This window comes from Pseudonocardia sp. EV170527-09, from assembly GCF_008369905.1.
Classification (GTDB): Bacteria; Actinomycetota; Actinomycetes; order Mycobacteriales; family Pseudonocardiaceae; genus Pseudonocardia.
In genome coordinates this window covers 42370-55662 of the sequence record NZ_VRMC01000004.1, presented here as the reverse complement: position 1 = coordinate 55662, position 13293 = coordinate 42370, and the positions used below count along the sequence as shown (strand labels likewise).

The following is a 13293-nucleotide window of genomic DNA, read 5'->3' as shown; positions in this document are numbered from 1 at the left end:
GAGACTTCGTGACGGACACGATCGACCCCGCCGCGCCCACGGGCGGCGGCGGAGAGGGTGGGGGCCGGGTCGAACCGGTCGACATCCAGCAGGAGATGCAGCGCTCGTACATCGACTACGCGATGAGCGTGATCGTCGGGCGGGCGCTGCCGCTGGTGGAGGACGGGCTCAAGCCGGTCCACCGCCGCGTCCTCTACTCGATGGGGGAGAACGGCTTCCGGCCCGACCGTGCCCCGGTCAAGTGCGCCCGCGTCGTCGGGGACGTGATGGGCAACTACCACCCGCACGGCGACTCGGCGATCTACGACGCCCTCGTGCGGCTGGCCCAGCCCTGGTCGATGCGCTACCCGCTGATCCAGGGGCAGGGCAACTTCGGCTCGCGCGGCAACGACCCGGCCGCGGCCATGCGGTACACCGAGTGCCGGCTCTCGCCGCTGGCGATGGCGATGCTCCAGGACATCGACGAGGAGACCGTCGACTTCCTGGACAACTACGACGGCAAGACCCAGGAGCCGGTCGTCCTGCCGTCGCGGGTGCCGAACCTGCTCATCAACGGCAGCTCCGGCATCGCGGTCGGCATGGCGACCAACATCCCGCCGCACAACCTGCGCGAGGTCGGCGCCGGCGTCGCCTGGTGCCTGGAGAACCCGGACGCCACCGACGACGAGCTCCTCGAAGCGGCGATGGAGCGGATCAAGGGGCCGGACTTCCCGACCCACGGCCTCATCGTCGGTCGCGACGGCATCGAGTCGGCCTACCGGACCGGGCGCGGCTCGGTGCGGATGCGCGCCGTCGTCGAGGTCGAGGAGGACACCAAGGGCCGCACCACCCTGGTGGTCACCGAGCTGCCCTACCTGGTGAACCCGGACAACCTCATCGAGTCGATCGCGGCCATGGTGCGCGACGGCAAGATCGCCGGGATCTCCGAGATCGTCGACGAGTCCTCCGACCGCATCGGCATGCGGATCGTCGTCACGCTCAAGCGCGACGCCGTGGCCAAGGTCGTGCTGAACAACCTGTACAAGCACACCCAGCTGCAGCACAGCTTCGGTGTGAACATGCTGTCGATCGTCGACGGCGTGCCGCGCACCCTGCGCCTCGACCAGATGATCCGGCACTACGTCCGGCACCAGATCGAGGTCATCGTCCGGCGGACCCGCTACCGGCTGCGCAAGGCCGAGGAGCGGGCCCACATCCTGCGTGGTCTGGTCAAGGCGCTCGATGCGCTCGACGAGGTCATCGCGCTGATCCGGGCGTCGGCCACGGTCGACGTCGCCAAGGCCGGCCTGATCGACCTGCTCGACGTCGACGACATCCAGGCCCAGGCGATCCTGGACATGCAGCTGCGACGGCTCGCCGCGCTGGAGCGCCAGAAGATCGTCGACGAGCTGGCCGAGATCGAGCGCGAGATCGCCGACTACCAGGACATCCTGGCCCGGCCCGAGCGGCAGCGGCAGATCGTCCGCGACGAGCTCGCCGAGCTGGTCGAGGCCCACGGCGACGACCGCCGCACCCGGATCGTCGGCTTCGACGGCGACGTCACCGACGAGGACCTGATCGCGGTCGAGGACGTCGTCGTCACGATCACCCGCACCGGCTACGCCAAGCGCACGAAGACCGACCTGTACCGCGCCCAGAAGCGCGGCGGGAAGGGCGTGCAGGGGGCGCAGCTGAAGCAGGACGACATCGTCAACCACTTCTTCGTCTGCTCCACGCACGACTGGATGCTGTTCTTCACCAACCGCGGGCGGGTCTACCGGCTCAAGGCCTACGAGCTGCCCGAGGCGAACCGCACCGCGCGCGGCCAGCACCTGGCGAACCTCCTGGCCCTGCAGCCGGAGGAGGAGATCGCCCAGGTCATGCAGATCAAGGACTACTCGGCGCGGCCGTACCTGGTGCTGGCCACCCGCAACGGCCTGGTGAAGAAGTCGCGCCTGACCGACTTCGACTCCAACCGCGCCGGCGGCCTCATCGGCATCAACCTGCGCGACGACGACGAGCTGGTCGGCGCCGTCCTCTGTTCGGGTGATGACGATCTGCTCCTCGTGTCCGCCGAAGGCCAGTCCATCCGGTTCACCGCGTCCGACGACGCGCTGCGCCCGATGGGTCGCGCGACCTCCGGCGTGCTGGGGATGCGGTTCAACGAGGGCGACAAGCTGCTGGCCCTCGGTGTGATCCGCCCCGACACCTACCTGCTCGTCGCCACCACCGGTGGCTACGCGAAGCGCACCCCGATCGAGGACTACCCCGTTCAGGGCCGTGGCGGGAAGGGAGTGTTGACCCTCCAGTACGACCGTCGGCGTGGCACGCTGGTCGGTGCGCTCATCGTCGGCATCGACGACGAGCTGTACGCGATCACCTCCACCGGCGGGGTCATCCGGACCTCTGCCCGCGAGGTGCGGAAGGCCGGCCGGCAGACGAAGGGAGTCCGCCTGATGAACCTGGGCGAGACCTCCACGCTGCTGGCCGTCGCCCGCAACGCGGAGGAGACCGAGGAGGACCCGGGCCAGCAGGCGTAGTGCCACGTCGGGTGGCCGGCCCGTGAGGGCCGGCCACCCGGCACACGCCGTGGGGCCGGGGTAGTACCGAGCGACGACCAGCGAGGAGAGCTCCCACTCGTGAGCACCGACGACCGCACCCCGTCGCAGGACGAGGCCCGCACCGTCGCCACCGACGCCGACCACGACCCGTCGACGGCGGCGGCCGACCACGTCCCCGGCCCGCGCGACGACGCCGCGGCCGAGCCGGCCGCGGCCTCGCCGCCCCCGTGGCGCCGGGTACCCGACACCCATGACGACCACGACGGCGGCACCGTCGCGGACTCGCTGCTCAGCGAGGCCCCGACTGCCTTCATGACCGCACCCGGACCGAGTGCGGCCACCGGTGCGACGACCGCCGTCCGCGATCCGGAGCTGCACGAGAACGGCACGGGCCCGGCGGACCCGCCGCGCGCGTCGGTCCGCAACCGGCCCCCGCGCCAGGCGCTGCTGCAGCTCAAGCGGCTCGACCCGTGGTCGGTGCTCAAGATGGCCCTGGCGCTGGCCGTCGTGCTGTGGCTGGTCTGGATGGTCGCCGCGGGCGTCCTGTACGGCGTGCTCGGCGGGATGGGCGTCTGGGACCGGCTCAACGGCACCTACGCCGACCTCGTCACCTCGCAGCAGGAGACCGGGGGCTCGCTGATCAGTGTGGGCCGGGTCTTCGGGCTCGCGGCCGTCGTCGGTGCGGTCAACAGCCTGCTGTTCGCGGTGGCCATCACCGTGGTCGCGTTCGTCTACAACGTGGCCGCCGACCTGGTCGGCGGCATCGAGGTCACGCTCTCCGAACGGGACTGACCGGAGCGTCGTCGCGCACACCGCACGGGGCCGAGCGTCGGGGGACCCCCTCGTAACCCGCTCGACCCCGTGCGGTAGTGTTTCTCCTGTTGCACGGGCCTATAGCTCAGTTGGTTAGAGCGCATCGCTGATAACGATGAGGTCGCTGGTTCAAATCCAGCTAGGCCCACACCTTCCCCCTCCGACAGTCACTCGCGAGGAGACCTGCGATGAAGAAGCTGTTCGTGCTGGCCGTCGCCGCCGGTGCCGCGTACTTCGGCTGGTCCCGCCTCCGCGGTGTCGGGTCCGACGACCTGTGGCACGAGGCCACCACCCGCTGACTCCGCCTCCCGGGGTACCGTGGTCGGGACCCACCAGGGGACATAGCTCAATTGGCAGAGCACCGCCTTTGCAAGGCGGGGGTTAGGGGTTCGATTCCCCTTGTCTCCACCAGCAGAAACACGCCGTTCCAGCGCTTCTCGTCCCCGTCGTGGGGCACATCCGGGGACATGCGGCAGAGTCCGTGCGGTTGGCGAAGTCGATCGCCAGGCTTGGATCTGCTGCCTGGATCTCTCTGAGCTCCCACATGGCGTCGTCGATCGTGGGATGACGAGCCATCCTGACCAGCTCGCCATGCACGTACTCGCCGACGGGCTCCGGCGTGGTGGGGGGCGGCTCGCCTGACCAACTACTTGACGACGGCCTTCACATGAGAGCGTCCGACGGACCTCCACTGAGTCCTGAGCCAGCGGTCAGCCTCCCAGCATGCGGATCTTTGAGGCTCGGATCCTGCGAAGGTTGCTATGGATCGGGCTCCTCGGGGGCGTGATCGCTGCTGTAGGGGTCTTGAGCGTCAGCGTGGGGATTCTTCCCGGCGGCCCGTGGTTCGGCTTGCTTGCGTTGTGGTTGGTGCCGTCGCTGTGGGCTCTCGACCGTGTGCCCCTTCCCGGAGCAGGTGTGGTGGCTGGCCTGGTCGGCGGTGCGGTCGTCGGGTTCGTCTGGCCCGCACCGTACTGGCCTGCGTTGGTCTACTCGGTGTTGTATGCGACAGCTGTCGAAGCCGTCTTCCTGGTAGTTCGCTACCGCCGGTCGTCCATCGGACTGTCGGCGGTAGCCGGCGGCGTCGGGGGCGCTGCGATCGTGGTGCACTGGGTGATCGCGTGGGTCAGCGTCGAGGACGGTGACGTTTTCGCTCCCATCGTGGGTGGTCTCGCCGTCGGGACGGTCGTGGCGCTCGTCCTGAAGCAGGGGCGTCGGTCCGCCGCCTCCGTGGAGTCGACCTGACCGACGGTCGACTCCTCAGGGCACATCCGGGGCACATGAGTGCCGGGGCAGCCCGGTACCCGCTGACACGATGTGGCAGCGGGTGGGCTGGTGATCACAGGCGCCGAGCGCCGGCCGCGGGCGGGCGGCGAGTCAGGTGCGCGTTCGCAAGGCCGGGGCCAGGGGTTCGATGCCCCCGTCACTGGCGCCGCTGGAGCTGACCGCACGGCGTGCGGCGACGAGCGTGGCCGCGGCGAGCGCGGCGAAGACCGGAGCGGCCCCGACGCTGAGGGCGGCGAGGACGGCGGGCTGGTCCGCCAGGTAGGCCAGGGCGCGCAGGGTGAGGTTGAGCGCGTGGAGCACGACGCCGACCAGCGTGGTGACGGTGTAGATGCGCATCAGCCGGGAGTGGTCGCGCCAGTCGTCGGGGCCGCCGACCAGGCGGTTGAACAACGTCCCGGTCACCGGGCGGCGGACGAGGACCGAGCCGAGGAACAGCACGCCGAGCGCGGCGGGGATCAGGGTGGGCAGCAGGAAGAACGCCCGCGCCTCCCCGGAGAACCCGGCGACCGCTGCGCACACCGCGGCGACCGCCAGACCGACGACGGCCGCCCGCAGTGACTCCCGGCGGGCCAGGCGCACCCCGAACGTCACTGGCGCCGCCACGGCGAGCGCGACGAAGGCCCAGGTCAGACCACCCACCGCGTCGGCGACCACGAAGGCGACGGTCGGTACGGCGGCGAGGAGGATGCCGAGCCCGCCACCGGATCGCTCCAGGCTGGTGCGCATCGCGGCGCCGAGCGTCGCGGCCGGGGCCTGCCCGTCCGAGCGACGGTCCTCCGGGCGATCCGATGGGACGGTCGCGGTCGGGTCGAGCGACACGAGTTCGTTCGGCACGGTGGGCTCCTCGGCTCGGTGGGGGTGTGCCGACCACGTTCGTCGCTGTGCCGGTCGGTAGCCACGGCCTGACGATCCGTGGCTGAGCGGTCCGACCCGGAGCTGGTGGGGAGGATCGGCAGTCCGTGGTTACGCCCCGCGCGTCGCGGTAGGAACGAATCGGTGAGCGACCGAGAGGCGGCGCGGATGATCGACCGGACTGGCCTGGCGCAGTTCCTGCGCCGGCGTCGTGAGGTGCTCCAACCGGAGGACGTCGGACTGCCGCGGGGGCAGCGCCGCCGCACCAGCGGGCTGCGCCGGGAGGAAGCCGCGGCCCTGTGCCACATGTCGACCGACTACTACGCGCGCCTCGAACGGGAGCGCGGCCCGCGGCCGTCGGAGCAGATGATCGCCGCGATCGCCCAGGGCCTGCACCTGTCGCTCGACGAGCGTGACCACCTGTTCCGGCTCGCCGGCCAGCACCCACCCGCCCGCGGAGCGGGCAGCGACCACATCGGACCCGGGCTGCTGCGCATCTTCGACCGGCTCGTCGACACCCCCGCCGAGATCGTCACCGAGCTCGGGGAGACGCTGCGCCAGACGTCACTGGGGGTCGCGCTCACCGGCGACACGACCGGGTTCACCGGGCCGAGGCGGAGCGTCGGCTACCGCTGGTTCACCGAGCCCGCAGCCCGCAGGCGCTACCCACCGGAGGACCACGCGCTGCTGTCGCGGCGTTACGTCTCGGGCCTGCGCGCGGTCGCGGCCCGGCGTGGACCGGACTCCCGCGCGGCCCGGCTCGCCACCCTCCTCCACCCGCACAACGAGGAGTTCCGCACGCTGTGGGACGCCCACGAGATCGGCGCCCGGTCCGACGACCTCAAACGGCTCGTCCACCCCGAGGTCGGCGCGCTGGAACTGCACTGTCAGACGTTGCTCGACCCCGAGCAGTCCCACCTGCTGCTCGTCTACACCGCCGTCCCGGGCAGCGAGACACACGAGAAGCTGCAGCTCCTCTCGGTCATCGGGGCGGTCAGCGCGGCCCGGCGCCGATCCCGCGCACCAGCCCGGACAGCAACACCGCCGACAGCCCCTTGGCCAGCAACGCCTCCCCGACGGGCAGCCGCTTGTCGGCCTCCACGGCGTAGGTGATCTCCGTGCCGGCGCCGACCGGGCGCAGCGTGACCTCGCCCCGGTAGTTCTTCAGCGGCACCCCGGCGATCGCGCGGCAGCCCAGCCGTCGCCCCGGCTCGAACGCGGTGACCTCCTCGACGATCGGCCCCGGCGACCCGATCCCGACCTTGCGCACCGTCCCGACCCCGTTCGGCTCCGGCGTGCCCGCGCGGGTGATCTCCACCTTCAGGCCCGGCGCCCAGGTCGACATGCCCTCGTGGTCGGACAGCACCGACCACACCGCCTCGGTCGTCGCGGACACGGTGCGGACGGACGTCGCTCTGATCATGTGCGGAACCTACTGACGGGTAGAAGAAAAATCGAGCGGCGGTGTCGAGAACGTGCGTCCGGTTCCGTCCCCGGGGTGAACGCGGCCAGGATGGGCCGCGACGAGCACCGAGGAGATCCACCATGGCCAAGTACCTGCTGCTCAAGCACTACCGCGGAGCCCCGGCCCCGAAGAACGACGTGCCGATGGACCGCTGGGCTCCCGAGGAGGTCACCGCGCACATCCGCTTCATGCAGGACCTCGCGGAGGACCTGAAGCGCTCCGGGGAGTTCGTCGACGCCCAGGCACTCGCTCCCGAGGGCACCTTCGTCCGCTACGACGGCGAGGGCCGCCCGCCCGTCACCGACGGTCCGTTCGCCGAGACCAAGGACCTCGTCGCCGGCTGGATGATCATCGACGTCGACAGCTACGAGCGGGCCGTCGAGGTGACCGGTGTGCTGTCGGCGGCGCCTGGTGCCGGCGGGGAGCCGATCCACGAGTGGATCGAGCTGCGCCCGTTCCTCGAGGCCCCGCCGACCGTCACGGAGTGAGCAGCGAGGCGGTCGGTGCCGACGCCGCGCTGCTGCGTGGTCTCGTACCGGAGGTCCTCGGGATCCTCGGCCGTCGCGGGGTGGGCTTCGCGGCGGCCGAGGACGCCGTGCAGGACGCGCTGGTCGAGGCCTTGCGGACCTGGCCGGCCGACCCGCCGCGGGACCCGAAGGGCTGGCTGGTGGCGGTGGCCTGGCGCCGCTTCCTCGACGCCACCCGGTCGGAGACCGCGCGTCGTGTCCGGGAGGAACGGGCCGAGGCCGAGCCGGTGCCGGGTCCGGCGTCGGACCACGACGACGCGCTCGAGCTGTACTTCCTGTGCGCGCACCCGTCGCTGTCGCCGTCGTCGGCGGTCGCACTCACCCTGCGCGCCGTCGGCGGGCTCACCACCCGCCAGATCGCTGCGGCCTACCTGGTGCCCGAGGCGACGATGGCGCAGCGGATCAGCCGCGCCAAGCGCACCGTCGCGGGGGAGCGGCTCGACCGACCCGGCGACGTCGCGACCGTCCTGAGGACGCTCTACCTGGTGTTCAACGAGGGCTACTCCGGCGACGTCGACCTCGCCGCGGAGGCGATCCGGCTGACCCGGCGCCTCGCGGCGTCGGTCGACCATCCAGAGGTCGCCGGTCTGCTCGCGCTGATGCTGCTGCACCACGCCCGCCGCGCCGCCCGGACCGGTCCGGCCGGCGAGCTGGTGCCGCTGGCCGAGCAGGACCGCGGGCGCTGGGACACCGCGATGATCACCGAGGGCGTGGCGGTGCTGCAGGCCGCGCTGGCCCGTGACCGGCTGGGGGAGTTCCAGGCCCAGGCGGCCGTCGCCGCCCTGCACGCCGACGCGCCTGCGGCCGAGGAGACCGACTGGCCCCAGATCGTCGAGTGGTACGACGAGCTGGTCCGGCTCACCGGCAGCCCGGTCGCCCGGCTGAACCGCGCCGTCGCGGTCGGGGAGGCCGACGGTCCACGGGCCGGCCTGGCGGCACTCGCCGACCTCGACCCGACACTGCCCCGCTGGACCGCGGTCAGCGCCCACCTCCACGAACGGGCGGAGCGGGCCACGGCCGCGCGTCTCTACGCCGAGGCCGCGGCGCTGGCGTCCTCCACCGCCGAACGGGACCACCTGACCCGGTGCGCAGCCCGGCTCCACTCCGGATCGGAAAGCTGAACCGCATCGTCACGATTGATGATCGCCTGGATTCCTCGGCACACCGACGGGACGCCGACGCGATGCGGTGCGAGGATCACGTGAATGAGCCTGGTGTCGGATCCCGTCGCGGTCACGGTCGCGGCACCGTCGCCGCTGGAATCGCCTGCGCGGCTGGCCGCGGTCCGCGCCACCCGGCTGCTCGACACCGGGCCGGAGGAGGCGTTCAACCGCCTGACCAGGCTGGTCTCGGTGGTCCTCGGGACCCCGGCGGTCATGCTGACCGTCGTCGACGAGGTCCGGACCTTCCTCAAGGGCACGCCCGAACCGGCACAGATCGTCGGCCCGGAGGGAGTCTGGTCGGCGCCCGTCGAGGACAGTGGGTGCAAGGTCGTCGTCGAGTCCGACGGCGAGATCTGCGCCGGTGACGTGCAGGCCGAGCCGCGGCTGCGCGACCTGAGCCTGATCACCGAGTTCGGAGCGGCCGCCTGGCTCGGGGTGCCGGTGCGCGACCCCGCGGGCCAGGTCGTGGGCAATCTCTGTGCGATGGACGTGGTCGCCCGGGAGTGGACCCCGCTGCACCGCGAGACCATCCGGACCCTGGCCGACGCCGTCGAGGGCGAGATCGCGCTGCGCCTGGCCCTGCGCGAGACCGAGCGGCAGGCGCTCGCCGCCGCCCGCCACGCCGCCGAGGCCGAGACGCTGGCCCGGACGCTGCAGGAGTCGCTGCTGCCCGCACGGCCCCCGCGGCTGCCCGGGATCGACATCGCGGCCCGTTTCCTGCCGGCCGGTTCCGGTGTGGAGGTCATGGGCGACTTCTACGACGCGGTCCCCACCCCGGACGGCGTCGCCGTGGTGATCGGCGACGTCCAGGGCAAGGGCTCCGCCGCCGCCCGGACGACCGCGCTGGCCCGCTCGGCCACGCGCACCGCCGCACACGTCGAGGACGACCCGGTCGCCGTGCTCCGCACCGTCAACGACGTCCTGCACGTCTGGTTCGACGGCCGCATCAGCTTCGTCACCGCCGCGCTCGCGTCGCTGCGCCGCGGCCCCTCCGGCACCTGGCACGCCGATCTGGCCTCGGCCGGCCACCCACCCGTCCTCGTCCGACGGGCCGACGGCACCGTCGAGTTCCACGGCGGCGGCGGGCTGGTGCTCGGTATCGGCACCACCCCGACGGTGGCCCACGAGGCGGTCACCCTCGCCCCGGGCGACAGTCTCGTGCTCTACACCGACGGCATCACCGAGGCGCACGTGCGCGGGCACTGGGAACAGCTGGAGGAGGAGGGTGCCCGGCGCACCCTGGCCTCGCTCGTCCCGGGCGCCGACGCCGACACGATCGCGCGCGCCCTCACCGGCGCCGCCCTTGCACACTGCGACGGCCACCTCAGCGACGACGCCGGGGTGGTCGTCGTGCAGGTCGAGGAGCCCGGCGCTGTCGACGCCGACCGGGTCGTCACCGAGCACGTCCCGCACGCCGGGGTCGGCCGGGAGACGCGGCGTTCCGCGGAACGCGTCCTGACCGGCTGGGACCTCGACCCGGGCAGCCTCGCCGACGCGATGCTGGTCATCGAGGAGCTCGTCGCGAACGTCGTCGACCACGCCCGCACCCCGTTCCGCCTGGCCCTGGTCCGGACCGTGGATGCCCTGCGGATCGAGGTCGAGGACGAGGACTCCGGCAGCCCGCTGCTCCAGCCGCTCGACGTGCGGGCGGCGCGCGGGCGCGGCCTGCAGCTCGTGGACGCCGTCGCGCAGTCGTGGGGTTGTGACACCCGCGGCGGCGGCAAGCGGGTGTGGGCCGAGCTCCCCACGCGCTGACCCGTCCCCGGAGGCGTTCTCTCCTCGGGCATCGCGTGTCGATCTGAGACAGGTCGGTCCGGCGGCGTCGGGGATCGGCCACGCTGGGCCGGTGGAGGACGAGCACGACGTCGTGGTCGTCGGCGCCGGGGTCGCGGGGCTGTACGCGCTGCACCTGCTGCGACGGCGCGGTCTGCGGGTCACCTGTGTCGACGCCGCACCCGAGCTCGGCGGCGTCTGGCACCACCAGCGGTTCCCGGGTGCCCGCATCGACACCGAGGGTGCGGCGTACCAGTACCTGTTCTCCGACGACCTGTACCGCGACTGGGGCTGGAGCGAGCGCTTCCCGGCCGGGTACGAGGTGCTGCGCTGGCTGCGGTTCGTCGCCGACCGGCTCGATCTGCACCGCGACCTGCGACTGTCCACACCGGTCACCGCTGCCCGCTGGGACGGCGCGCGCTGGCGGGTGCGCACCGGCGACGGCGAGCTGTCGGCACGGTTCCTGGTCCGCTGCACGGGCGCGTTCACCGCGCCCCGCACCGACGCCGTCCCCGGCCGGTCGGACTTCGCCGGGCCGGTCGTCCACACCGGAGCGTGGCCCGCCCGAGGGCCCGGGTTCGACGGGCTGCGGGTGGGTGTCGTCGGCTGTGGGCCGAGCGCGGTCCAGCTGGTCCCGGCGTTGGCCGGTCGGGTCGGCCGGGTCACCGTCCTGGCCCGGACATCGCGTTTCGTGCTGCCCGCGGCCAACCCGATGTACGGCTGGCCGGAGCGTGCGGCCTACCGCGACCGCCTTCCCGCGATGCGCGAGGCGGTCCGGTCCACGGCGTCGGGCACCGCGCACCCGTCTGTCCACAGAGGACTCCACAGCCTGGGGACCGCCTACGACGAGGACCCGCTGTCGCTGCACCCGACGCGGCTCGCCGGGTTCGCGTCGGACCCGGCGCTGCGGGCCGCGGCGGCCGCCGTCGTCCGCGACCGGATGCGGGCGCGACTGGGCGACGACCGTCTCGCGGCGGCGCTGGTCCCGGCCGGCGACGACTACGGCCTGCGCCCCGTCGCCACCGACCAGGGCTGGCTGGAGACCTTCCACCGCGACGACGTCGAGGTGGTCCCCGTCGGGCGGAACCCGGTCGTCCGGATCCGGCCGGAGGGGGTCGAGCTGGCCGACGGGACCGTCGTCGGGCTGGACGCGATCGTGCTGGCCACCGGGTTCGACCCGACCGCGACCCGCGCCGGGATCGACGTCGTCGGACGCGACGGGCGGCTGCTCGGCACCGGGCCGGGCCTGCTCGGTCTCGCGCACCCCGGCTTCCCGAACCTGTTCGCGCCGCTGGCGCCGACCTTCGGGTACGGCAACGACGCGGCCTGCCTGCAGGGACAGGTCGAGTGGGTGGACCGGGCGATCGGCGACCTCGACGCCGGCGGCCTGTCGACGATCGAGGCGCTGTCGTGCCCGGCGGAGCCGGTCGCGCCGTACGCGGTGCCCGGCGGGGTCGCGGGCGTGCTGCGGGCCTGCGACGACGAAGCCGTCGCGGGCTACCCCTCGTTCGAGCGGCGCTGACCGTTCAGCCGGACGTCCGGGTCCGGTACGCCGAACAGCATGTTCCGGGACGAGACCGGCTCATCGGGGATCCGGTCGACGACGTCGAACAGGTCCATCGCGCCGGTCACCTGGAGCGCGCGCCGCGCGGGCCGGCTCGATCCGCAGTGCACCCGCAGCCGCTTGCCCTCGGCACCCATCATGTCGCGGGACTGGAGCAGCGAGTTCAGCCCCGCCGTCCCCAGGAAGTCCACGCGGGACAGGTCGAGGATCAGTTCGGGGCCCGCCTCGGACCAGATGCCCATCTCGACCCAGAGATCGGGCGAGGTGTCGTCGTCGATGGCGCCGATCGCGTGCAGCACCGTGGCGCCCGCCGGGTGGCTGGACTGCTCGAACCGCAACGTCGGCCCGGGAGCGGCGGCGTGCGCGGCATCCGGAGCGGAGCGGTCGTCGTCCGCCATGGTCGGCCCCTTTCCGCCCCCGGGATCTCCGGGGCGTCCGACCAGCATCGCAGCGGGTGGCCGCCGCCGCATGTGCTGATCGGGGGCGGCCCGGGCGCGTAGCCTTCGCATCCGACCGCCGACCACCCGCGGGGGCGATCCTCCCGCCGGGACCCGAAGGACCACCGTGAGCGCTACGACCCTCTCCGCCGCCGCGATCGCCGGGATGATCGACCACGCGATCCTCAAGCCCGAGCTGACCCGCACCGAGGTCGACGCCCAGCTCGACGTCGCCGCCCGCTACCGCATCTTCAGCGTCTGCGTGCGCCCGTCCGACGTCGCGCACGCCGTCGCCCGGCTCGCGGGGACCGGCGTCGCCGTCGGCACCGTGATCGGGTTCCCGCACGGCACGACCAGCACCGCGGCCAAGGTCGCCGAGGCGCGGCAGGCGATCGCCGACGGTGCCGTCGAGCTCGACATGGTGCTGAACATCGGCCGGCTGCGCAGCGGCCTGACCGATGACGTCGAGGCCGACATCCGGGCCGTCGTCGAGGCCGCCGACGGTCGCGTCGTGAAGGTGATCCTGGAGACCGCGCTCCTGTCCGACGACGAGGTGGTCGCCGGCTGCCGGGCCGCCGAGTCGGCGGGCGCCGCCTTCGTGAAGACCTCCACCGGTTTCGCCGGCGGCGGCGCCACGTCCGAGCACCTCGCGCTCATGCGCGCCACCGTCGGACCGCAGGTGCAGGTCAAGGCCTCCGGCGGGGTCCGCGACCTCGACACCGTGCTGGCCTTCCACGCCGCGGGCGTCACCCGCTTCGGTACCAGCGGCACCGCCACGATCCTCGACGACGCCGCGGCCCGCGACGCCGGCGGCGACGCGGTGGCCCGGGTGGACGACGCGTCCTACTGAGAGGGCTGCCGCGCGGCACCCCGGC

At 72.8% G+C, this 13293-nt stretch carries 13 protein-coding genes and 2 tRNA genes; 12 read left to right on the top strand and 3 right to left on the bottom strand.

Annotated elements, in window-relative coordinates; genetic code table 11:
• Positions 1–8: 8 nt before the first annotated feature.
• The 6 genes from gyrA (at position 9) to FVA95_RS02010 (ending at position 4595) form a co-directional block, all read left to right on the top strand.
• Positions 9–2519 (top strand): DNA gyrase subunit A, encoded by a 2511-nt coding sequence (gene gyrA / locus FVA95_RS02030; protein WP_149662685.1) that lies wholly within the window; start codon positions 9–11, stop codon positions 2517–2519.
• Positions 2520–2618: 99 nt separating this feature from the next.
• Entirely contained in the window at positions 2619–3332 is a 714-nt protein-coding gene (locus FVA95_RS02025) for a DUF3566 domain-containing protein (RefSeq protein ID WP_240051209.1), read from the top strand.
• 95 nt (positions 3333–3427) lie between these two features.
• Positions 3428–3501 (top strand) — tRNA-Ile (locus FVA95_RS02020).
• Positions 3502–3541: 40 nt separating this feature from the next.
• Positions 3542–3652 carry a DLW-39 family protein gene (locus FVA95_RS32560; protein WP_020628481.1) on the top strand — a complete coding sequence of 37 codons (111 nt, stop codon included), beginning with the start codon at positions 3542–3544 and terminating at the stop codon, positions 3650–3652.
• Positions 3653–3688: 36 nt separating this feature from the next.
• Positions 3689–3764 (top strand) — tRNA-Ala (locus tag FVA95_RS02015).
• 312 nt (positions 3765–4076) lie between these two features.
• Positions 4077–4595 (top strand): hypothetical protein, encoded by a 519-nt coding sequence (locus tag FVA95_RS02010; RefSeq protein ID WP_149662684.1) that lies wholly within the window; start codon positions 4077–4079, stop codon positions 4593–4595.
• A 132-nt stretch (positions 4596–4727) separates the two neighbouring features.
• Here FVA95_RS02010 and FVA95_RS02005 read toward each other — a convergent pair whose 3' ends face one another.
• Complete coding sequence (locus FVA95_RS02005; RefSeq protein WP_149662683.1) at positions 4728–5471, bottom strand: DUF3159 domain-containing protein; 744 nt, start codon at positions 5469–5471, stop codon at positions 4728–4730.
• Positions 5472–5657: 186 nt separating this feature from the next.
• On the opposite strand from FVA95_RS02005, the gene FVA95_RS02000 reads away from it, so the two are divergent.
• A complete protein-coding gene (locus tag FVA95_RS02000) occupies positions 5658–6602 on the top strand; it encodes a helix-turn-helix transcriptional regulator (protein ID WP_149662714.1) in 945 nt (314 codons plus the stop codon).
• On the opposite strand, the gene FVA95_RS01995 is transcribed toward FVA95_RS02000, so the two are convergent.
• Positions 6484–6912, bottom strand: a complete 429-nt coding sequence (locus FVA95_RS01995; protein ID WP_205015740.1) for an SRPBCC family protein — start codon at positions 6910–6912, stop codon at positions 6484–6486. The genes FVA95_RS02000 and FVA95_RS01995 overlap by 119 nt on opposite strands.
• 122 nt (positions 6913–7034) lie before the next feature.
• On the opposite strand from FVA95_RS01995, the gene FVA95_RS01990 reads away from it, so the two are divergent.
• The 4 genes from FVA95_RS01990 to FVA95_RS01975 all read left to right on the top strand — a co-directional run bounded on the left by FVA95_RS01990 (position 7035) and on the right by FVA95_RS01975 (position 11939).
• Positions 7035–7442 (top strand): YciI family protein, encoded by a 408-nt coding sequence (locus FVA95_RS01990; RefSeq protein WP_075309265.1) that lies wholly within the window; start codon positions 7035–7037, stop codon positions 7440–7442.
• The gene (locus tag FVA95_RS01985; RefSeq protein ID WP_149662682.1) at positions 7439–8602 is read left to right on the top strand and encodes an RNA polymerase sigma factor; all 1164 of its coding nucleotides are present in this window, start codon (positions 7439–7441) and stop codon (positions 8600–8602) included. Before FVA95_RS01990 ends, FVA95_RS01985 begins: the two co-directional genes overlap by 4 nt.
• Positions 8603–8686: 84 nt before the next feature.
• Positions 8687–10399 carry a SpoIIE family protein phosphatase gene (locus FVA95_RS01980; protein WP_149662681.1) on the top strand — a complete coding sequence of 571 codons (1713 nt, stop codon included), beginning with the start codon at positions 8687–8689 and terminating at the stop codon, positions 10397–10399.
• A 91-nt stretch (positions 10400–10490) separates the two neighbouring features.
• Positions 10491–11939 carry an NAD(P)/FAD-dependent oxidoreductase gene (locus tag FVA95_RS01975; RefSeq protein WP_161992162.1) on the top strand — a complete coding sequence of 483 codons (1449 nt, stop codon included), beginning with the start codon at positions 10491–10493 and terminating at the stop codon, positions 11937–11939.
• Here the strand turns inward: FVA95_RS01975 and FVA95_RS01970 are convergent.
• Positions 11915–12379: an STAS domain-containing protein gene (locus tag FVA95_RS01970; protein WP_149662679.1), complete on the bottom strand. Its 465-nt coding sequence runs from the start codon at positions 12377–12379 to the stop codon at positions 11915–11917. The two genes, FVA95_RS01975 and FVA95_RS01970, sit on opposite strands and share 25 nt — an antisense overlap.
• 166 nt (positions 12380–12545) lie before the next feature.
• Between FVA95_RS01970 and deoC the strand changes: the two genes are divergently transcribed.
• Positions 12546–13268 (top strand): deoxyribose-phosphate aldolase, encoded by a 723-nt coding sequence (gene deoC / locus FVA95_RS01965; RefSeq protein WP_149662678.1) that lies wholly within the window; start codon positions 12546–12548, stop codon positions 13266–13268.
• Positions 13269–13293 lie beyond the last annotated feature (25 nt).

What these genes read in the sequence shown, in the direction of transcription:
- FVA95_RS32560 (WP_020628481.1), top strand. Translation starts at nt 3,542, where the DNA reads ATGAAGAAGCTGTTCGTGCTGGCCGTCGCCGCCGGTGCCGCGTACTTC.
- FVA95_RS02010 (WP_149662684.1), top strand. Translation starts at nt 4,077, where the DNA reads ATGCGGATCTTTGAGGCTCGGATCCTGCGAAGGTTGCTATGGATCGGG.
- FVA95_RS02000 (WP_149662714.1), top strand. Translation starts at nt 5,658, where the DNA reads ATGATCGACCGGACTGGCCTGGCGCAGTTCCTGCGCCGGCGTCGTGAG.
- FVA95_RS01995 (WP_205015740.1), bottom strand. Translation starts at nt 6,912, where the DNA reads ATGATCAGAGCGACGTCCGTCCGCACCGTGTCCGCGACGACCGAGGCG.
- FVA95_RS01990 (WP_075309265.1), top strand. Translation starts at nt 7,035, where the DNA reads ATGGCCAAGTACCTGCTGCTCAAGCACTACCGCGGAGCCCCGGCCCCG.
- FVA95_RS01980 (WP_149662681.1), top strand. Translation starts at nt 8,687, where the DNA reads ATGAGCCTGGTGTCGGATCCCGTCGCGGTCACGGTCGCGGCACCGTCG.
- FVA95_RS01970 (WP_149662679.1), bottom strand. Translation starts at nt 12,379, where the DNA reads ATGGCGGACGACGACCGCTCCGCTCCGGATGCCGCGCACGCCGCCGCT.